This is a genomic window from Bacillus sp. PK3-067, assembly GCF_056738645.1.
Genome location: NZ_CP096490.1, coordinates 1,445,976 through 1,465,727, shown reverse-complemented (window position 1 = coordinate 1,465,727; position 19,752 = coordinate 1,445,976). Strand labels below are relative to the sequence as shown.

General features: G+C 36.4%; 23 protein-coding genes. 2 read left to right on the top strand and 21 right to left on the bottom strand.

The annotated features are described in order from the left end of the window. Positions 1–9: 9 nt before the first annotated feature. Entirely contained in the window at positions 10–858 is an 849-nt protein-coding gene (gene panC / locus M1D73_RS07685) for a pantoate--beta-alanine ligase (RefSeq protein WP_000707025.1), read from the bottom strand. Next, a complete protein-coding gene (gene panB / locus M1D73_RS07680; RefSeq protein WP_000851108.1) occupies positions 858–1,694 on the bottom strand; it encodes a 3-methyl-2-oxobutanoate hydroxymethyltransferase in 837 nt (278 codons plus the stop codon). Before panB ends, panC begins: the two co-directional genes overlap by 1 nt. A gap of 482 nt (positions 1,695–2,176) precedes the next feature. Here panB and M1D73_RS07675 point away from each other — a divergent pair, with 482 nt between their 5' ends. Beyond that, a complete protein-coding gene (locus M1D73_RS07675; protein WP_065212122.1) occupies positions 2,177–2,566 on the top strand; it encodes a cupredoxin domain-containing protein in 390 nt (129 codons plus the stop codon). Between the two features lie 128 nt (positions 2,567–2,694). Here the strand turns inward: M1D73_RS07675 and M1D73_RS07670 are convergent, their stop codons facing one another. Genes M1D73_RS07670 through M1D73_RS07640 form a run of 7 tightly spaced genes read right to left on the bottom strand, consistent with a single transcriptional unit; the run spans position 2,695 to position 8,249 of the window. Continuing rightward, entirely contained in the window at positions 2,695–3,675 is a 981-nt protein-coding gene (locus M1D73_RS07670) for a biotin--[acetyl-CoA-carboxylase] ligase (RefSeq protein ID WP_001192063.1), read from the bottom strand. Beyond that, positions 3,660–4,853: a CCA tRNA nucleotidyltransferase gene (locus M1D73_RS07665; RefSeq protein ID WP_000439321.1), complete on the bottom strand. Its 1,194-nt coding sequence runs from the start codon at positions 4,851–4,853 to the stop codon at positions 3,660–3,662. The genes M1D73_RS07670 and M1D73_RS07665 overlap by 16 nt, the downstream gene beginning before the upstream one ends. Further along, complete coding sequence (bshA, locus tag M1D73_RS07660) at positions 4,840–5,985, bottom strand: N-acetyl-alpha-D-glucosaminyl L-malate synthase BshA (RefSeq protein WP_000768305.1); 1,146 nt, start codon at positions 5,983–5,985, stop codon at positions 4,840–4,842. Before bshA ends, M1D73_RS07665 begins: the two co-directional genes overlap by 14 nt. After that, the gene (bshB1, locus tag M1D73_RS07655; protein WP_000015673.1) at positions 5,982–6,686 is read right to left on the bottom strand and encodes a bacillithiol biosynthesis deacetylase BshB1; all 705 of its coding nucleotides are present in this window, start codon (positions 6,684–6,686) and stop codon (positions 5,982–5,984) included. Before bshB1 ends, bshA begins: the two co-directional genes overlap by 4 nt. Positions 6,687–6,697: 11 nt before the next feature. After that, a complete protein-coding gene (gene mgsA, locus M1D73_RS07650; protein ID WP_000684765.1) occupies positions 6,698–7,093 on the bottom strand; it encodes a methylglyoxal synthase in 396 nt (131 codons plus the stop codon). Between the two features lie 14 nt (positions 7,094–7,107). Beyond that, positions 7,108–7,908 (bottom strand): dihydrodipicolinate reductase, encoded by an 801-nt coding sequence (gene dapB, locus M1D73_RS07645; RefSeq protein WP_000658813.1) that lies wholly within the window; start codon positions 7,906–7,908, stop codon positions 7,108–7,110. After that, entirely contained in the window at positions 7,908–8,249 is a 342-nt protein-coding gene (locus M1D73_RS07640; protein WP_002108639.1) for a nucleotide pyrophosphohydrolase, read from the bottom strand. The genes dapB and M1D73_RS07640 overlap by 1 nt, the downstream gene beginning before the upstream one ends. 607 nt (positions 8,250–8,856) lie before the next feature. On the opposite strand from M1D73_RS07640, the gene M1D73_RS07635 reads away from it, so the two are divergent. Next, positions 8,857–9,738, top strand: a complete 882-nt coding sequence (locus M1D73_RS07635; protein ID WP_000202121.1) for a YitT family protein — start codon at positions 8,857–8,859, stop codon at positions 9,736–9,738. A gap of 28 nt (positions 9,739–9,766) precedes the next feature. Here M1D73_RS07635 and M1D73_RS07630 read toward each other — a convergent pair whose 3' ends face one another. From M1D73_RS07630 to hisC, 12 genes are all read right to left on the bottom strand, one after another. Then, complete coding sequence (locus M1D73_RS07630; RefSeq protein ID WP_000876873.1) at positions 9,767–10,408, bottom strand: uracil-DNA glycosylase; 642 nt, start codon at positions 10,406–10,408, stop codon at positions 9,767–9,769. 101 nt (positions 10,409–10,509) lie between these two features. Beyond that, positions 10,510–11,193 (bottom strand): zinc metallopeptidase, encoded by a 684-nt coding sequence (locus tag M1D73_RS07625; protein WP_011109966.1) that lies wholly within the window; start codon positions 11,191–11,193, stop codon positions 10,510–10,512. Positions 11,194–11,294: 101 nt separating this feature from the next. Next, a complete protein-coding gene (gene ypjB / locus M1D73_RS07620) occupies positions 11,295–12,083 on the bottom strand; it encodes a sporulation protein YpjB (protein ID WP_000831584.1) in 789 nt (262 codons plus the stop codon). A 106-nt stretch (positions 12,084–12,189) separates the two neighbouring features. Continuing rightward, complete coding sequence (lit, locus tag M1D73_RS07615) at positions 12,190–12,876, bottom strand: lipoprotein intramolecular transacylase Lit (protein ID WP_000414378.1); 687 nt, start codon at positions 12,874–12,876, stop codon at positions 12,190–12,192. Positions 12,877–12,901: 25 nt separating this feature from the next. Next, positions 12,902–13,492 (bottom strand): lipoprotein heptaprenylglyceryl N-acetyltransferase LhaT, encoded by a 591-nt coding sequence (gene lhaT / locus M1D73_RS07610; RefSeq protein WP_025709269.1) that lies wholly within the window; start codon positions 13,490–13,492, stop codon positions 12,902–12,904. Positions 13,493–13,611: 119 nt separating this feature from the next. Then, entirely contained in the window at positions 13,612–14,379 is a 768-nt protein-coding gene (gene qcrC / locus M1D73_RS07605; protein WP_000554603.1) for a menaquinol-cytochrome c reductase cytochrome b/c subunit, read from the bottom strand. 43 nt (positions 14,380–14,422) lie between these two features. Further along, positions 14,423–15,097: a menaquinol-cytochrome c reductase cytochrome b subunit gene (qcrB, locus tag M1D73_RS07600; RefSeq protein ID WP_000932700.1), complete on the bottom strand. Its 675-nt coding sequence runs from the start codon at positions 15,095–15,097 to the stop codon at positions 14,423–14,425. After that, on the bottom strand, positions 15,098–15,610 hold the full coding sequence (gene qcrA / locus M1D73_RS07595; protein ID WP_001290418.1) for a menaquinol-cytochrome c reductase iron-sulfur subunit: 513 nt from the start codon (positions 15,608–15,610) through the stop codon (positions 15,098–15,100). It abuts the gene before it with no gap. 137 nt (positions 15,611–15,747) lie between these two features. After that, positions 15,748–16,209 (bottom strand): YpiF family protein, encoded by a 462-nt coding sequence (locus tag M1D73_RS07590; protein WP_000871314.1) that lies wholly within the window; start codon positions 16,207–16,209, stop codon positions 15,748–15,750. 154 nt (positions 16,210–16,363) lie between these two features. Next, positions 16,364–16,900 carry a ReoY family proteolytic degradation factor gene (locus M1D73_RS07585; protein ID WP_001095925.1) on the bottom strand — a complete coding sequence of 179 codons (537 nt, stop codon included), beginning with the start codon at positions 16,898–16,900 and terminating at the stop codon, positions 16,364–16,366. Between the two features lie 73 nt (positions 16,901–16,973). Then, positions 16,974–18,236 carry a tetratricopeptide repeat protein gene (locus M1D73_RS07580; protein ID WP_098212749.1) on the bottom strand — a complete coding sequence of 421 codons (1,263 nt, stop codon included), beginning with the start codon at positions 18,234–18,236 and terminating at the stop codon, positions 16,974–16,976. A gap of 328 nt (positions 18,237–18,564) precedes the next feature. Beyond that, on the bottom strand, positions 18,565–19,677 hold the full coding sequence (gene hisC, locus M1D73_RS07575; RefSeq protein WP_001264019.1) for a histidinol-phosphate transaminase: 1,113 nt from the start codon (positions 19,675–19,677) through the stop codon (positions 18,565–18,567). Positions 19,678–19,752: the final 75 nt, after the last annotated feature.

Here is a 19,752-nt window from a genome sequence, read left to right as displayed (position 1 = left end):
TGCTCCCCCTTATTTAACCGTTAATGTTATATTGTCAATTAATCTTACATTTTCAAACTTAACTGCAATAGCTAAAATGATTCTTCCTTCGACTTTCTCTACCATTGTTAATGACGGATATGCATATAAATCCGCATAATCTACAGTGCCTTTCGTATGCGTCTCAATATAATCTTTCACAAGATTTGTAATGATTTCCGGATTACGTTCACCTGCCTCAATTCTTTCTTTCGCTATACATAGGCTGCGGTATAAATGAAGAGCTTCTTCACGTTCATCTTGTGATAGGTACACGTTACGAGAACTTTTCGCTAAACCATCTTCTTCCCTTACAATATCAACTGGTACGATTGTAACTGGAATATTGAAATCAGTTACAAATCCTTCAATTACTGCAACTTGTTGAGCATCTTTCATACCGAAATAAGCACGCGTTGGCACCGTAATATTAAATAGTTTCATCAGTACAGTTGCAACACCAGCGAAATGACCAGGTCTTTGTTGACCGCATAATACGTCCGTGCGCTTCACAACTTCTACTGTTGTTGTTTGTTCTGCTGGATACATTTCTTCTACACTCGGATAAAATAAATAATCTACACCGTTTTCTTTTGCTACATTTTCATCTCTATCAATATCACGAGGATATCGATCTAAATCTTCATTTGGGCCGAATTGTAGCGGGTTTACAAATACACTTAAAACTACAATTTCATTTTCTTCTCTTGCCTTACGTAATAAAGTAGCATGGCCTTCATGTAAATAACCCATTGTTGGAACAAAACCAATACTCTTTCCACTTGCACGAAGTTCGCTTGTAATTTGCTGCATCTCTTGCACTGTAGTTACGATTTTCATTATTGTTTTCCTCCGTATAACGCTAAGCATTCTTCCTCTTTCATTGTGAACGAATGTTTTTCTTCAGGAAATTGCCTTGTCTTTACTTCAGTAACATATTGTGAAATCCCACGCACAATCTCCTCTTGAACAGACGTATATTGCTTCACAAATTTCGGAACACGATTTACGCCGTATGAGATAAGATCATGATAAACAAGCACTTGCCCATCTACTTTTTGTCCTGCACCAATCCCAATTGTTGGTATTGTTAGTTGCTCTGAAATAAGTTCTGCTAACTGCATTGGTACACATTCTAACACAAGCGCTATTGCACCAGCTTCTTCACATTTCTTTGCATCTTCTATTAATTTTTTTGCACTCTCCGCATCTTTTCCTTGCACTTTATATCCACCCAACACTCCTACAGATTGAGGGGTTAAACCTAAATGCGCTACAACAGGAATTCCTGCGTTCGTCAAATATTGAATCGTCGATATAACTTCTCCAGCACCTTCTACCTTCAGTGCGTGTGCCCCGCTCTCTTGAACGATGCGACGTGCATTCACCATCGTTTCTTGTAATGATACGTGATACGACATAAATGGCATATCAGTTACAATAAACGTCTCTTTCGCTCCACGGCGTACAGCTTTCGTATGATGAATCATATCCTCTACTGTTACAGGTACTGTTGAATCGTATCCGAGTACAACCATTCCAAGAGAATCTCCAACTAGAATCATATCAACTTCAGCTTCTTCTGCTAATTTAGCAGATGGATAATCATACGCCGTTAGCATTGTAATCGGCTCACCTTGCTCTTTCATCTTCAAAAAATCTGTTTTTGTTTTCAAAAACTACTCCTCCTTTATGCAGGAGAGAGGAGATGGCCGAAATCATATGAAAAACCCCTCTGACCATAAAAGGGCAGAAGGGTTGTGTGTTAGTCGGCATTATTCATCCCTCTGTCCCAGTCCGTTATTGGATCAAGGCAGAATCCAAGTTATTATTTTTCGTATGACTTCGAATCATGGTGCAGTTCGCTCTGATACTGCCCACATTCGAACTAATTATAGCAAACTACAAAAAGGAATTACTACATTTTTTTGAAAAAATAATTTTTTATTCTTATTACGGTATATGAAATTTAACACGAGAGTATATATGCTATACAGTTTTTATGGAGAATTCAATCCTGAAAAGATACATGTTTTTTCAACGCATGCTAAAAAAGTCCAAGTTAATTTTTTCTGTAATCCATTTAACTGTATAGTATAACTCTTAAACTAATGATGCAGGTTAATTGAGGAAAGTACTTAACAAAGGAGAATTGCAGATGTCTATGAACAGGTGGTTATTTCGATTCAGCAGTTTGCTTGTAATGATTGTATGGTGGATGTCTTTAGGATCCTCCCATGTATTTGCCTCAGTTACTGTCGTAACACCCCCCACCGATTTAACGAAAGTGATTGAGGTTGAACTAAATGATGATTACTTTAATCCAAATGTTATCACGATTCCGCTTGAAGGATCAACAACATTACTATTGAAAAATAAAGGTAAAAACGAGCACACCTTTACAGTGAAAAAACTCGGCATTGACGTCGTAATCGAGTCAGGAAAAGAAAAGCATATTACCGTGAAACCTAAAAATACTGGTACATATGAATTAATATGTCGATACCATCTTCTTAAAGGAATGGCAGGCAAAGTAATCGTCAAATAACATGCCCTGCCAACTAGGCGGAAGATATTTTGAAATGAACTTTAAATATGAAAAAAAATTTATTATCATGTTACAAATTCAACTCAAAACTATTGAAATAAAAAGAAGTTCCAAAAGAGGAACTTCTTTTACTTAATTTCAATATCTGCAGAATGAATATGATGTACTTTCCCCTCATGATCCTCCAGAAGTAATACACCATCCTCTGTGATTCCTTTTGCTAACCCCGTAATTGTCTCTCTCATCGTTCGAGCGGTAATTTCTTTCCCGATGCTCACAGCGTAACTTTCCCAAAGAATTTTAATGACAGAGAAACCATTTTGTAAATACTCTTCATATAATTTTTCTAGTTGTAAATAGATTTGTTGCATAAGTTCTGCACGAACAATCGGCTTACCTGATTCAATCGCTAATGAAGTAGCAATGTGCTGAATTTCTTCATCAAAATGTTCTTGCTTTTGATTCGCATTAATACCGATGCCCATAATGACAGCATTAATTTTATCAGGATCCGCTTGCATTTCTGTTAATATACCTACAGCCTTTTTACCTTGAATTAAAATATCATTTGGCCATTTTATTCCTACGTTTACACCCGTGCATTTTTCAATTGCCTGTGCAACACTAACGGCCGCTAACAAAGTAAGTTGCGGTGCATGATGAACTGGGATTGATGGGCGTAAAATAATACTCATCCAAATCCCTGTTCCTTTTGGTGAATGCCATTTTCTGCTTAAACGACCTCTTCCCGCTGTTTGTTCTTCTGCTACAACGACTGTTCCTTCTTCTGCACCTTCATAAGCAAGTTTTGCTGCAATGTGCTGCGTTGATTCAACGGTTTCTTCAAAATACACTGTTCTACCAATCCGCTTCGTTTGTAGCCCTAACTGAATTTCATTAGCGGTCACTTTGTCTGGCTTACTTGCAATTCGGTAACCTAATCGACGCACAGCTTCAAGTTCATATCCCTCACTCCGCAGATCCTCCATATGTTTCCACACAGCAGTTCTTGAACAACCAAGTTTATCACTAATTGTTTGGCCGGATACAAACTCGCCATCCGCTTCAGAAAAAACTTGCAATAACTGCTTTCTTATAGTAGATTGCATCCTTGTAGCCACTCCCTTATACGCTCTTTCTCATTAACTACGTTTCCTTGTACGATTGCTTCTTCGATTTTCTGAAGCATCTCAGCAACCCACGGACCAGGCTTTTTGTTTGCCCAGTTTAATAAATCATTACCAGTCACATTCATTTCTTGACGCTCCTGGATTGGCAATGCATGAAACATTGATTGTACTCGTTCAACAGATGTAGGGTCATAGCGTTCAATCATCGCTTCATATACTCTCTCTGCCATTTCAGCGATATGAATTCCCGTTTTATAAAGAAGGACTGTATCCCAATCCTTCTCCTTTCTAGTACGGATTGTCAATAAAACTGCAACAATATCTTTTATTTTTTTATTCGAAAACTTCCATTGACGTAAAAAGACAGATGGATGTTCTTCTCCGATACAATATAAGAAAAATGCCCACGCCTCAATATCCGTTTCGAAAGAATCCCATTTATACTGCGTAGCTTTTAACAGTCTCTCTTCTGACATTTGTAAATATGGCAAATGAGAAAATAGCTTCGTCTCTACTAATTCTTTGAGACCTTTCACACAATATGTACCAGTTAACAGTTTCTCAAACTCTACTGTAATACGCTCAATTGCTATATGTTCTAGCAAATGCCCATACGTTTCAATCGCTTGCTTCGTTTTCATTTCTAATGAAAAACCTAACGTGCTTACAAACCGAATACCACGCATCATTCGCAGGGCATCTTCTTGAAAACGATCCGCAGCATTTCCAACTGTCACAATTTCTCTCTGTTGAATGGCTTCCTGTCCAGCAAATAAATCGACCATTTTGCCTTCTTCTGTCATAGCAATTGCATTCATCGTGAAATCACGACGTTTTAAATCCTCTTCTAATGAACGAACAAATTGAACACTACTAGGTCTTCGAAAATCTTCATATTCGCTTTCTGTTCGAAAAGTAGTTACCTCATAGGGCTCACCATTTTCTACAACAATTACAGTTCCATGCTCAAGACCAACAGGAACATTTCTTGGGAATATAGCCATCACTTCTTCTGGTAGAGCAGATGTCGCAATATCAATATCTCCAATCGGCCTATCGATAATAAGATCTCGTACGCTCCCACCAACAAAGTAAGCCTCATGTCCTTGTTGCTTTAATGTCTCAATAATAGAACTAGCTTTTTTAAATCTTTCCATTTTTGTCATCCCTTAGTACGTCATAGTAAATCGTTTCATATTGTGAAACAATTTTTTCTGAGCGAAATTGCTCATAAACACTTTCTCTTGCTCGTTCTCCCATATTACGGTGAAGTTCCTCGTCCTTTAATAGCTGAATAGCTTGATTTGCCACTCCTGTTGTATCGCCAACTTCACATAAATATCCTGTTTCCCCGTGTTGAATAACCTCTGGAATACCTCCAACCCGTGTTCCGATACAAGGTACACCACACGCCATTGCTTCTAATAAAACAAGACCAAAACTTTCCTTCTCTGATAGAAGCAACATTAAATCACTCATCGCAAGTAGTTCTGCAACATTATCTTGCTTCCCTAGGAATAAAACGCGATCTTCAATATGTAAATTCTTCACTATCTGTAAAATCGTACAGAATTCTGGTCCGTCTCCAACAAGAAGCAACTTCGCATCTACTTCTTTAACAATTTTAGCAAATGCCTGAACAACATCCTGCACACGTTTCACTTTACGGAAATTCGAAATATGAATAAGTACTTTTTCACTCTCACTTATACCATATTCTTTCTTTAATTGAGACATATTACGCTTGAAATATACACGTTCGTCTATAAAGTTATATACCGTTTGAATTTCTTTACTTGGTTTTACAAGCTCATGTGTTTCGTTAATTAATGAATGCGAGACAGCAGTAACAACATCCGATTGCTCAATACCAAAACGAATTAAATTATTTAACGAAGGGTCGGAACCTAACACAGTAATATCTGTTCCATGTAAGGTTGTAACAATTTTAATACGCTCTCCGATCATTTGTTTTGCTAAATATGCACAAATTGCATGTGGTATTGCGTAATGCACATGTAAAATGTCTAAGTTTTCTCTTTGTGCAACCTCGGCCATTTTACTTGCTAACGCTAAATCGTATGGTGGATATTGAAATACAGAGTATTGATTTACCGTCACTTCATGAAAATAAATGTTTGGATATACTTTATTTAACCGGAATGGTAAACCCGATGTAATAAAGTGAATTTCATGCCCACGTTCCGCCAATTGCTTTCCTAATTCTGTTCCAACAACTCCAGAACCACCTACAGAAGGATAACATGTAATACCTATTTTTAATTTCATTTACATCCCCCTAATAAATCAGCATGTAATAAAACCGGTTTCTTACTCATAAATCCTTCGGCATACAAGACTCCAACTTCTTTTCCAAACATCTTCTCACGAGCAATCACAGTTTCAACGTAACCTTCTGTTAACGGTGTCTTAACACCATCACTCCCTGTTGAAAACTGACTTTCATACGCTTCTAATGCTTCCACCTTTATAGAGAGGTACTCACTTATATCTATACAAAAATTCGGTTTATGAAAACCATTAATCATATAATTATAAAAAGACTCCACACGATGTGGTGAAAGTTCCGGCATATATTTACGGATTCCTGCTGAAAAAATAGCCTCTTCCACAAGCTTTGCACAATTTGCATGATCTGGATGGCGATCTTCATAGTACGGCGCAAAAACTAGTTTTGGTTTATATGTACGGATCACCTTGACAATTTCACGTATATACTCTTCTTTCATATACAAACCACGGTCTGGCATCGCTAAATTCAGCCTCGTTTTTACTCCCATTATACGAGCTGCGACCTTCGCTTCTTCTTTTCTCAACTCTATCGTTCCATTTGAAGAAAGATCAGCTTCTGTTAAATCACAAATACCTACTTCATACCCTTGCTTTGTATATTTAGCGATGGTACCAGCCATGCCGATTTCAACATCATCGGCATGAGCACCAAACGCTAATATATGTAATCCACTCATAATCGTTCCCCTCATTTTCTTAACTTACGATAATCTAAATCTCCTCGCTCTAATGCGTGCATTAACATTTCAGCACTTGCCATATTCGTTGCAAGTGGAATCGCATATACATCACATAAACGAAGTAATGCATTCACATCCGGTTCATGCGGCTGTGCTGTTAATGGATCGCGGAAGAAAATCACCATATCTAAATCGTTCTTTGCAATCATTGCACCAATTTCTTGATCTCCACCAAGAGGGCCAGATTGATATCTTGTTACAACTAATCCAGTCGCTTCCATAATGCGAAGCCCTGTCGTTCCTGTTGCAAATAATTCATGTTGTTCAAAAATTGGTTTATATGCGTATGCAAACGAAACCATATCATTTTTCTTTTTGTCATGTGCGATTAAGGCAATTTTCATCCGTTGTCTCCCCTTTAGTCGATAATATTTTCTAAACCGTACACAAGATGATCAAGGTTCATTACTGTCTCAATTGATAGTTTTACACCTGACATAAATGATGCACGATTGAATGAATCATGACGAACTGTTAACATTTGTCCATCTCCACCAAACATTACTTCTTGGTGTGCAATAAGCCCTGGCAAACGTACACTATGAATGTGAATACCGTCTACATTTGCACCTCGTGCACCTGCTAGTTGCTCTACTTCATTTGGATGACCTTGCTGCTTTGATTCACGATTTTGGCGAATTAACTCTACCGTTTTTACAGCTGTACCAGATGGTGCGTCTAATTTTTGATCATGATGTAATTCAATTACCTCAACATCTTGGAAATATTTCGCTGCCATTTGTGAGAATTTCATCATAAGAACTGCACCAATTGCAAAGTTTGGAGCAATAATTGTTCCTACTGCTTTTTCTTTTGCATTCTCTGTTAAACGTGTCAATTCTTCTTCTGTAAATCCAGTTGTACCAATAACCGAACGAAGTCCACGCTCAACTGCAAGTGTAACGTGTTGTTTCCCCACTTCTGGTGTTGTTAAATCTAACAACACATCTGCTTCTACTTCATCTAAACAAGTATGTAAATCAGCGTAAATCGGCGCATGTAATGCTGGCATGCCAGGTAAATCAGAAATCTTCTCACCACCATGCTTATAATCCACTGCTGCTACTAAATTAAAATGTTCCGTTCTTTCCATAAGAAGGACTGCTTCATGTCCCATACGTCCTCTTGGTCCGGCGATAATTACTTTAATTTCTTTCATTATTCTTTCTCTCCCTCATCAATACGTGTCCAGCGATCTTTATCACGTGTATTAAATTTATTCATTACAATGTTATGTGCTGTCTCTAAATCAATATTTAAACTATTTGCCATACAAATCATAACAAATAATACATCTCCAAGCTCTTCTTCAATACTTCTTTCTTTTTCAGTTGTTTTCTTCGGTTTCTCACCATAATAATGATTTACCTCTCTTGCAAGCTCTCCCATTTCTTCCGTTAAACGAGCCATCATTGCAAGCGGACTGAAATAACCTTCTTTAAACTGACCAATATATGCATCTACTTCTTTCTGCATATCTTTCATCGTTTTTGCTTCCATACTATTCACCTCTAATCCTTCCTCTTTCATGTTAGCCAATTCATCGCGATTTGACAAATATTATTCCCCGCCAAACACCTATTTGCGACCCATTTTTGGATAGACTATAATAAAGTGAAACTTCTTTTGTGATTTTTTTGCAAAAGATTAGTTGAACTAATCGGGTTCCTACGGCTGGTTTGCCTTTCTTCAGAGGTTTATCTCCTACCAGCCGTTGGTACGGGGTAAAGTGAAACTTCTTTTGCGATTTTTACAAAAGATCAGCCCACACCAATCGGGTTCCTACGGCTGGTTTGCCCCTCTTCTTTGCTTCATCTCCTATCAGCCTTTAGAGCGGGATAAAGTGAAACTTTCTTTTGCACTTTTCACAAAAAATCAGCCCACATCAATCAGGTTCCTACGGCTGGTTTGCCCCTCTTCTTTGCTTCATCTCCTATCAGCCTTTAGAGCGGGATAAAGTGAAACTTTCTTTTGCACTTTTCACAAAAAATCAGCCCACATCAATCAGGTTCTTACTATTTTCACTAGCAACTAGAAATTACTTATTATTATGTTTTACCGTTTCAGCGGAGCAATGCAATCATTACATAATTAGGGGGATTTCTATATGACATCAAAATTGAAGATGCGAAATATTATTTTTATTTTAATTGGTTCCGCTATATTTTCTTTCGGTATTGTCAATATCAATATTGAAAACCACCTTGCAGAGGGTGGGTTTACTGGTATTACACTATTATTGTATTTTTTATTTAAGTTTGATCCTTCCTACTCAAACTTAATTTTAAATATCCCTATATTTTTTATTGGCTGGAGGTTACTTGGCAGAACGACATTTTTATATACATTAATTGGAACCTTTAGCGTATCTTTATTTCTATGGATTTTCCAGCGTTACGAAGTACTCAACTTACATTTAAACTTGCAAAATGATATGACACTCGCAGCTTTATTCGCCGGGGCATTTATCGGTATCGGCCTTGGAATAATATTTAAATATGGCGGGACTACTGGCGGTGTAGATATTATCGCACGACTAGCGCACAAATATGTTGGCTGGAGTATGGGGAAAACAATGTTTATGTTTGATGCTGTCGTTATCGTCGTCTCTATTCTTACCTATTTATCATACCGTGAGGGCATGTATACGCTAGTTGCTGTTTTTATCGGTGCTAAAGTCATTGATTTTATGCAAGAAGGAGCTTATGCTGCCAAAGGAGCGACTATTATCTCAGAGAAAAACGATGAAATTGCTGCCAAAATTTTATCTGAAATGGAGCGCGGAGCAACCTTTTTAAAAGCTGTTGGATCGTATACAAAAGTGGAACGTAATGTATTGTATTGCGTTGTTGCTAAAAATGAAATCGTGAAATTAAAGAATATCATTACTTCTGTAGATCCTCATGCTTTTGTCGCTGTAAGTGATGTACATGATGTAGTTGGTGAAGGGTTTACGTTAGATGAAAATAAAAACCCTTTACATAATTAAATATAACTAGAAAAGCGCCTTAGCTTTTCTAGTTTTTTATTACAAGTCTTTTAAGCTTCTCAAAATCCTCATGAATAAGCTCCAATAAACTCCGATTATAAAAAATGGAAGCTGGATGAAAAGTCGGAAAAACATGATATTCTTTCTCTGACCATGTAAACTCTGCACTTTGCATATCCTTTAATTTTTGAATGGGCTGTTTTAATAATTGCCCGTGTACATCTGTGATTTTTTTATTTTTTCCTGTTAAACGTTGAAGACCGATATTTCCAAGCGTGACGATAAGCTTCGGATGTATTTTCTCTAATTCATAATCTAACAAAGGCGCATGGGCAACTATTTCTCCCTGATTTGGCGTTCTATTATACTTTTTTTGTATGATTTCACCATTTCGTTCTTTTTTCTCTCGCCATTTATAAGGTCTACTCCGAACAGCGCTCGTAATATATACTTCTTCCCTTGTAACGTGGATACGCTCTAAAAAAACCATTAATTGTTTTCCCGCCCTCCCGCTAAACGGAATCCCATTATGAATTTCTGTTTCACCAGGTGCTTCTCCTAACAACATAAATTTGGGATTTTCAGGACCTTGTCCACTTAAAAAACCTTCTAGTTGATAAGGAGCACTACGCTCTTGTACTTGTTTTACTAAATGGTCTGGATATTTCATTTCCCCCACCACCTTTCCGCATTACTTCTATTATTTCTATTTGCAATACATTATATAATTCAATCCACACAACAAAAAAAGACTATCAAAATTGATAGTCTTTAGTCGTCGCTACGCTGCATACCAGTATACATTAATACGAGACGTAATAATTCAAATACCGCTACAGCTGCAGCTGCTACATATGTTAATGCTGCCGCATTTAATACTTTACGAGCTTGCCCATATTCATCTGTTGATACAATACCTAACGCTTCAATTTGTTGCATTGCGCGCTTTGACGCATCAAACTCAACTGGCAATGTAACGAGCTGGAACACAACACCTGCTGCCATTAAAATGATACCTAATAACAATAGTTTTGACATTGTCGCAAATATACCAATCATAATAAATACCCATGATATATTCGATCCAAAATTAGCCACAGGAACTAACGAATGACGAATACGCATAAAGTTATAATCTTGTGCATCTTGAATTGCGTGTCCTACTTCGTGTGCTGCAACTGCTGTACCAGCAACTGAATGTCCATAATAGTTATCTGTTGATAATCGAACCGTCTTAGCGGTTGGATCATAATGGTCTGATAAATGACCTGGTGTTTCTTCGACAGCTACGTTGTATAATCCATTTTCATCTAAAATTTTTCGAGCCACTTCCGCTCCTGTCATACCTGATGTTGAATAAACTTGTGAATACTTGCTATAGGCACTACGTACTCTTGACTGTGCATACAACGGTATGATCATTATGATCGCGAAGTAAATTAAATAAAACATCATGAACCTCCATTGAAGTTTTAATTATAGTACTTCTCATTCTATTTTCTTCTGCCACTATTGTCAATGAATAAACCTTACAATCCATATCTTTATTTATTGCATTATCTATTTTTAGAATGTACATTACTTTTTCTTTTTTCTCTCTCTCCTTTATACTTTCTCCATCCAACATAAGTTAATGTGAATAAAATAAGTCCCCCAGTAATTGTCATAAACCAAATGAGAGAGGGTGCAATTTCATCTTTTTTTACTGTGTGAAATATCTTTTGCAAATCCCCTTTAATAATCCCTAATTGCATTTGGCCGCCTTTCGTTTTTAACATAACGTTACGAAATTCATCTAAATAAGATAAATGAACATTTACACGCTGGACCTCGTTTTCTGGCAAAGCAATCATTAAGCTTGGATAAATAATATTGAATTCATTTAAAAACGTATTTAACGTTTGTTGAAACTGCCCAGCATCTTCTTTTTCCATCGCTTTTTCCATTTGAGAAAAGGCATCCATTACTTTCCTTTCTCTTTCCATCCAAAGTGGTTGATATTTCGATACTTGTGCATCAACAGCAAGTTGTAATGCCAGCACATTATCAATTTTAGCTTGCTTACCTAAACCTTCTTCAGAGAGCGATTGTTGCGCCTTATCGTAAGCTAAAGAAATAACTCTAACTTGATCTGGTGTTACTTCCTGCTTCTTTTCATTCCCCTTTATTAAAAACTGCTCCGAGAAATGTTGTAATACTTGTACCGCTTTTTCATCTTCATTACGCTTCACTAACTGTAACGAGTCGTCTAACAACCCTGTTAGCTCATTCCACTCTTCAGCATATATACGTAACGGAAACATTATAATTAGAAATGCTATCAATCCAATTAATGTTCTCTTCATCCCGGTCCCCCCTTAACTACTAGTACAAAATATGTTAATTTGGACAAGAATAGAACAGAACTAGACCGAAAAATATATTATCGTTTTACAAAGAAAAAAATTCTCTTTAAGCAGAGAATTTTTTCTGTGACATCCTTTTCTTTTTTACGAGATATCTATATAAGCTGTAACAAAGTATACTCCCACCTAAAATGAATAATAAAATAGCACACGCAGCATGCATAAAGAACTCTTCTGGTAACATTAATATAATTGGATCCTTTTCAGGATCAAAAACCCAATAATCATTACTAAATAAAAGTTTATGGAATAATACAAAACTCTTTTCAAAATTAATAGCAATTGGTAACATAAGCGCTATCGGAAAAATGATTGTTAAAATCGATCCGTGCAGTAAAAACTTTTCATTTTTCTTTTTTAATAAATAAATTCCGCCTATCACTGCAATCATAATTGTCGCATACATCACATATTGAATCTTTACTAAAATATTTTTAACATCTACAAAATGAATACGGCCATTTGTGGACATATCTAATGTGGGCAAATGTAATGCTCCGTCATAAAACGGGGATAAATATGTAATAAGCACATCGTAATTTCTTTTAATTTCATCCTTCGTCATATCCGCTAAATCAGGAATATTTAAAAAATCAATTTCAAAATAATACAACCATTTTCCATATACAACTGCCGTTGTTGCGAGTGCAAAAATAGAAAATGCTATGCTATATGAAACAACTAAAGTAATTAATCGATCCAATATTTTTGTACCACTCTTATTTTTCTCCATGTTCTCCCCCTAAATGTTCTAACCATCATAAAGAAAATTGTTTTCTTTGCTCACGTAAGCAACAATAATATGTAATACATAGTACAGCAATACTTAACCAAAACGTAAAATAACCAATTTCCTCTACAAACAAATGCATAATTCCATATCGCGGCATTTGCCAAAATAAATAATCAATTGCATCGTTATGCAACGTCCACACAGCTGCTACTATAAAATGCCATTTTTTTATACGATAGAATGGAGCATATAAAAATCCTTGTATTGCCATCGCGAAGTGCGAAAGCATTAACATGTAGCCCATAAGGCCTATAGGCCCTTTTACGTAAATCATAATCGCGTTTACAACAACAGCCCAAATACCATATTTTATTAAAGTTACAATCGCTAACGCTTCTATTAATCCCCAGTTTCTCTTTGCCAAAAAAGCAATTAAAACAAAGACAAAAAAGAGAGTCGCCATAGGACTATCTGGTACAAACGGCCAAAATATAGGTGACGTTTCTTTCAATTGATTTCCGTACCATATAAATCCATAAATTGTACCTAATAAGTTAACAATTAATAAAAATAATAATACCGAGCGTTGTCTTAACATTGCATACAAGTACACCAATCCGTATGTCCAACACCTTTCAAGCAAAGTAATTCATTCACTAAATCCTACTCTATTATAACAAACTTCATCCAACTAAATAGAAAAGCTGACTACAAATTTTGTAGTCAGCTTTTTTATTATTTTTTATTATACTTTGCAACGAATTCCGAAAGCTTCTTCAGTTCCTCATCCGTACCTTTAAATACACCTTTAGGCATTGAACCTTTTCCCTCTTTCGCAATTTTAGCAATTTCTTCTGGCTTTAAAGTTAAGTTTTGCAGTGCCGGTGCTGCTGCCCCGCCTTGTAAATTGTCACCATGACATGTTAAACAAGTATTTTTTTGCATTAATTTATAGCCATCATCATTTTTATCAACTGGCGCTGTTTTTACAATTGCTCCTTGTTTTTTTGCAGCTTCCCAGTCGTGGTGTGCTACAGATTCCCAAGTTAAAAAGATAATCGATGCAATTGCTAAAAGCATAAATCCAGTTGCCACAGGACGCTTCAATGGACGTCTTTCTGGACCTCGATCAAGAAATGGAGCTAACAGTAATGCTCCAAACGCAATTCCTGGCATAATAAATGCTCCAATTACAGTAAATGAACCGGAAGCATACGAATACTTTAATAACTGATACAAGAATAAGAAATACCAATCTGGAAGTGGTATATATCCAGCATCTGTTGGGTCCGCCATTCTCTCAAGCGGCGACGGATGCGCCACTGTTAAACATAAATAACCGATTAAAAAAACTGCACCAACCATCCATTCTTTTAACAAGAAGTTCGGCCAAAATGCTTCTGTTTTCCCTGGGTATTCAGAATAGTCTTTTGGAATATTTGGTTTCCGAGCTACTGGTACCCGAGAATCTCCTACAAACTTCATCCCTTTGCCGCGATGCATAATCTCCCTCCTTTAGTTCTTTCCCCTTTAATTTAGCAATCTCTTATAGTGGACCGGAAATACCTTGTTTGCGAATCATGATGAAGTGGAAGGCCATTAAACCTAGAAGTGCTGCTGGTAAGAAGAAGACGTGAATAGCAAAGAAGCGAGTTAATGTTTGAGCGCCAACAATTTCGGAATGACCAGCGAGTAATGTTTTAATATAAGGACCAATGAGCGGTGTTTGCTCTGCAATTTGAATCCCTACTTTTGTAGCAAATAAAGCTTTCATATCCCACGGTAATAAATATCCGGTAAAACCAAGACCTAACATAACAAAGAAAATAAGAACACCAACAATCCAGTTTAACTCACGGGGCTTTTTATACGCACCTTGGAAGAAAACTCTGAGTGTATGTAAAAACATCATTACAATTACGAGACTAGCACCCCAGTGGTGCATACCACGAACAATTTGCCCATAAGCAACTTCATTTTGTAAATAGTAAACTGATTCCCAAGCATTTTTAATATCAGGCACATAATACATCGTCAAAAACATTCCAGATAAAATTTGAATTACAGTAACGAAAAAGGTAAGTCCTCCAAAGCAATAGACGAATGCAGAAAAGTGATGTGCCGGGTTTACATGTTCAGGTACTTCATGATCAGCGATATCACGCCATATTGGTGTAATATCTAATCTTTCATCCACCCAATCATAAATTTTATTTAACATCTACTTTGCACCCCCTCTTGGCTTCGCTTTTCCTAGATACAGCGTTCCATCTTTCACTTTAGACTCGTACACATCAAGCGGAGCAAGGGGTGGCGTACCTTTAATGTTAATCCCATCTTTTGTATAACGACCCCCGTGACATGGGCAAAAGAATTGATTCGGATGTGCTTTGTCCGAATTCCAGTTAACTGTACATCCTAAATGTTTACATACTGGAGAGAACGCAACAATGTCTCCGCTTTCATCTTTATGAACCCAAGCTGATTTTGGTTCTTCAGACTTGTACCAACCATCAACCTGCTTCACTTTAAAATCGAAACGCTTCGGCTCTGTTGTAATATCCTTTACTTGCGCAACAGCAACCATATCCGTTCCCGCTTCTTTTCTTAACACCGGATCAAGCGCAAATCGCGTCATCGGCATTAAAATACCGGCAGCCATAAAGCCTCCTACCCCTGTGAGTGTGTAATTTAAAAATTGTCTTCTTGACACGCGATGTTCTTTCTCGCTCACGAAAATTTCCCCCCTCTATCAGAAATTGTCCCCTCGTGATAAATTATATAAAAAATAAAAACTAGGACACTATCATGATATAATACGCTCATGCACAGGTCAATATCATACTACTCATAATAATAAGAACTTTCTGTTTATTGTGAGTTTCCCCATTTCTCTTCCAACATCACCATTATATTTTTTATATGTGCATGAATAACTTCTCTTTTTGCTTGATCACTAAATTGTTCTAATGCTAATGAAGGAAACCAAAACAAATCTCCCTGTAACTCTTGCATATCCTCTTTCCATGAAAAATCACTTGTAACATAAGCAATATGCTTAAAACCTTCACTTCGTAAATGATTTGTCCATTCTTGCAAACGACCTTTTTCATTCTTTTGACTTTCTACCAAATACGTAAACGCAGGCAGTAAAAGCACTCTTCCCTTATACTCTCTTTCCAATTCCGTGCTCAACAATTCGATAAATTCACCTTGTTCTACAACCATTTTCATTTCTTTTGCTGCCGAAATTGATAACAGCGGTATTACTCCTGTATCAACATACTCTCTTGCTTGCTCAAACTGTTCCACATCTTTTACAATCCACTTCAAATTCCTTCCCTCCTTCACTTACAAATGACAGAACTTTCACTTTATATATATTAAACCATACTAAAAGAGGTAAAAAAAGAAAAACTACCCAATATAGGTAGTTTTTCTTGATGAAAGTCTGAAATTTGTAAAAATTTATTAATCCAAATAAATTCTATAAAGTTTTTAACTCTGCCGTTAATCTATGAAACGCTTCCTTATCTTGCTTATCTAACGCTTCATCAATTTGTTTCAAAAGGCGTTCTCTCCTAAACGAAAATACACTTTCTTCCAAAAACCTTTCTGCAAGTAAACGATCTTTTTCATTTACTTCAATATGCTTTGGTAGATATGGGTTTTCTTCTAATACAGCTACATAATTCGCATTTTGAAACGATGATTTAAAGTTGAGTTGAATATAAATATCCTCATCTCGATTTAAACGAATATCATGAAACGATTTTTCAGCATCTGTTGTCATAACATTTTGTTTAAAAAAGTGAAACGGTGTGTCTTTCACACAATTTGCTGACATCACTAAGCCACGCGGACAATATTTTGCATGCTCTACGAAGTGGACTTTATGCATCAATTGGTCGTGACTCATTAAATAATTCAGAATCCATACACATTCACGCTGTTTCAGTTGGTAATTATTCAAAAACCATTTTACAAAATCCTTCTTCTCGTTTACAGAAACAGGGGTATTCATAGCAATTAAGTCCCTCCTCTGTCTTTCTCTTTTCTTTTTAGATTCAAGAAGCGGCATTCAGTTTCCTTCCAACTTATGAAAAATCCTCTAAATTATATAACAACTCTTCAATATGAATTTGTGTCGGGTCTAGTTGTAATAACTGGGTAAATACTTCTTTCGCCTCTTTTCGTTTTCCTTCTTCCAATAAGAAATAACCGTACTCTTCTAAGAAGTCTGGATGATTCTTAAAAGAAGTATATGCACTTTCATAGTGTTTTAATGCATCCGAATACATTTCTAATTGTTTTTTTGCATACGCAAGATCCCAAAGTAGTTGTGTATCTGGTTCTCCACTATCAATAGCACGCTCTACAATTGCAATTAACTCTTCGTACTTTTCTTGTTCTTTTAAGATATATGCATATTTTAATGTTGCACCTAAATGCCCTGGATCTAACTCAAGCGCTTTTTGAAGAACTTCCTCTGCTTCTACTATTTTTCCTAATTTCGCCGCAATGTTCGCTAACTCTACATAAAATGGAACTGAAAGCTCATCTACTTTAATTCCTTCATGAAGCGTTTCATAGCTTTCTTGAAGCATTCCTTCTTTTTCATAGCTTTTCGCTAAATACATGTACAGTGATGCGTACTCAGGGTCTAATTCTTTTAGTTCTTGCCAAGCACCAATTGCTCTCTGATATTCTTCACCTTGGTATAATGTGAAGGCATATCCAAATAATGAGTGAATATCTTTTTGTTCCTCTAGGCCTGCTTCATAATAAGAAATCGCTTCTTCCCAGTTTCCGATCGCGCTTAACGTTTCTGCGAGGCGAAGTGCGATCACAACACCACCCATTACTTTATGTTCCGGTAATAGCGATTCATAATAAGTAATTGCCTTTTGTTCTTTACCTTTACTACTATATAATTCTGCTAACCCAAACGTAATAACAGGTTCATCAGGCATCATTTCTTTCGCCTTTAATAGTTTTTGCTCTGCTACATCATCAAAACCTTGCATTTGGAATAAATCTGCAACAAGTAATAACGATTGAACATATAAATCGTCATTTTCTGGAATATCATGAAGCACTTCAATCGCTTCATCTTCTTTATCTAGATCAATATATAATTCTGCTAAAAATACAGTGAATTCACTTTCTTCTGGATACAGTAAACGTAAGTCTTCAGTAATTGCTAATGCCTCATCTGTAAATCCAAGTGTATGATAGTAACGAGCGATATCATACTTCTCTTCATCATTCGCAATTTTTAATTGTTCTTTTAATAATTGTAATCCTTTTTCTGCTTCACCATTTTCAATATATGAAACAGCTTGTTCAAACTTTTGCATAAACGTCTCCTTTAATTCTAAAAAATATTCTCTTCTGTTCATTTATCATAAGCAACTCACTGTTAGAACGCAACCTTTAGAATGAGCATGCTTCTTCTTATACTTCTTCCTACAGAGTAGTTAATTGTTCAAAAGGTTCGGATATGACACCGATACCTTATCATCATCTTCTATTGTACCGCTTTCTTTTATGACCGTGCAAATAACTTCTCTCACTAATTATCAAGCCATACAAACCGTGGTTTACAGAATAACTTAATTAGCAGTCTTCAACCTTTATTTTGAATGCGATAAAAAAGGCTCCTATAATAGGAGCCTCCACAATCTCTTAAGAATATGTTTCTTCTTTCTGTACTTGCTCATTTACAAGCTCTTTCAGTAACTCTATAATTTCATCATTTTCTTCCTTCAAACCGACAGTAATACGAATACCATCATCGATACCAAATGCAGCACCAGAACGAACGATATATCCTTTTTTCATTAATCGTTCGAAAGCTTCATTACCTGGTATACCGAGTTTTAAGAAAATGAAATTTGTTTGAGATGGATAATAGAATACGTTATATTCTTTACAAAATGCATAATACTGATTTAAACCTTCAGCATTCTTTTGCACACAATCTTGTAAAAAAGCTTGATCTTCTAATGCAGCGAGTGCTACAGATTGGGCTACAGTTGATGTATTGAATGGTAACCTAGCTACTTCTAGCTGTCCGATTAACTTCGCATCCCCAATCGCATATCCGATACGAAAAGCAGCTAAACCATATGCTTTTGAAAACGTGCGTAAAACCATAAGATTTTCATACTTTTCAAGAAGTGGTAATGTTTGCGGATAGTCTTCTGCTTCCGCGTATTCATAATATGCTTCGTCCATAATAACGAGAGCCGACTTAGGAACTGATTCTAAAAATGAAAGTAATTTTTGTTTCTCAACATATGTACCTGTTGGATTATTCGGATTACAAATCCATACAATTTTCGTTTTCTCATCTACTTGCTCTAGCATTGCATCTAAATCGTGAATACCATCTTTAAGTGATACTTCACGAACTTCTGCTCCTTCAATAACAGCATGGTGATGATATTGTGAAAACGTAGGATTCGCCATTACAACGTTTGTTCCTTCATGTAGTAACGCTCGGCTAATCATTTGAATGACTTCATCTAATCCACTACCAAATAGTAGTTGTTCTGCTTTTACACCTAAATGTTCCGCTATTTTTGTCCGAAGTTCAAAGGCATATCCATCTGGATAAAGGGCATATTGACTCGCTAAAGAAGTTAATGCTTCTGTCACACGTGCTGAGCAACCGAATGGATTTTCGTTGGATGCTAATTTCACAATTTTTGACAAACCATATTCTCGTTTTACTTCTTCAATGTTTTTCCCAGGCACATACGCTCTCAAAGTTAACAATTGCTCTTTCACTCTCATTTTTCTTCCCCCAGTCATTTCATTCAATTTGATTACAATACGGTTATAGCCCCTTACTGTAATCTTTTGTCATAA

Excerpts from the sequence above, each read along its gene's own strand:
- lit (WP_000414378.1), bottom strand. The coding sequence starts at position 12,876 with ATGGAGAAAAATAAGAGTGGTACAAAAATATTGGATCGATTAATTACT.
- M1D73_RS07580 (WP_098212749.1), bottom strand. The coding sequence starts at position 18,236 with ATGCAAAAGTTTGAACAAGCTGTTTCATATATTGAAAATGGTGAAGCA.
- qcrB (WP_000932700.1), bottom strand. The coding sequence starts at position 15,097 with ATGTTAAATAAAATTTATGATTGGGTGGATGAAAGATTAGATATTACA.
- bshB1 (WP_000015673.1), bottom strand. The coding sequence starts at position 6,686 with ATGAGTGGATTACATATATTAGCGTTTGGTGCTCATGCCGATGATGTT.
- M1D73_RS07635 (WP_000202121.1), top strand. The coding sequence starts at position 8,857 with ATGACATCAAAATTGAAGATGCGAAATATTATTTTTATTTTAATTGGT.
- M1D73_RS07675 (WP_065212122.1), top strand. The coding sequence starts at position 2,177 with ATGTCTATGAACAGGTGGTTATTTCGATTCAGCAGTTTGCTTGTAATG.
- mgsA (WP_000684765.1), bottom strand. The coding sequence starts at position 7,093 with ATGAAAATTGCCTTAATCGCACATGACAAAAAGAAAAATGATATGGTT.
- M1D73_RS07625 (WP_011109966.1), bottom strand. The coding sequence starts at position 11,193 with ATGATGTTTTATTTAATTTACTTCGCGATCATAATGATCATACCGTTG.
- M1D73_RS07585 (WP_001095925.1), bottom strand. The coding sequence starts at position 16,900 with ATGAATACCCCTGTTTCTGTAAACGAGAAGAAGGATTTTGTAAAATGG.
- bshA (WP_000768305.1), bottom strand. The coding sequence starts at position 5,985 with ATGAAATTAAAAATAGGTATTACATGTTATCCTTCTGTAGGTGGTTCT.
- panC (WP_000707025.1), bottom strand. The coding sequence starts at position 858 with ATGAAAATCGTAACTACAGTGCAAGAGATGCAGCAAATTACAAGCGAA.
- hisC (WP_001264019.1), bottom strand. The coding sequence starts at position 19,677 with ATGAGAGTGAAAGAGCAATTGTTAACTTTGAGAGCGTATGTGCCTGGG.
- qcrC (WP_000554603.1), bottom strand. The coding sequence starts at position 14,379 with ATGCATCGCGGCAAAGGGATGAAGTTTGTAGGAGATTCTCGGGTACCA.
- M1D73_RS07630 (WP_000876873.1), bottom strand. The coding sequence starts at position 10,408 with ATGAAATATCCAGACCATTTAGTAAAACAAGTACAAGAGCGTAGTGCT.
- M1D73_RS07670 (WP_001192063.1), bottom strand. The coding sequence starts at position 3,675 with ATGCAATCTACTATAAGAAAGCAGTTATTGCAAGTTTTTTCTGAAGCG.
- dapB (WP_000658813.1), bottom strand. The coding sequence starts at position 7,908 with ATGAAAGAAATTAAAGTAATTATCGCCGGACCAAGAGGACGTATGGGA.
- M1D73_RS07665 (WP_000439321.1), bottom strand. The coding sequence starts at position 4,853 with ATGGAAAGATTTAAAAAAGCTAGTTCTATTATTGAGACATTAAAGCAA.
- ypjB (WP_000831584.1), bottom strand. The coding sequence starts at position 12,083 with ATGAAGAGAACATTAATTGGATTGATAGCATTTCTAATTATAATGTTT.
- M1D73_RS07640 (WP_002108639.1), bottom strand. The coding sequence starts at position 8,249 with ATGGAAGCAAAAACGATGAAAGATATGCAGAAAGAAGTAGATGCATAT.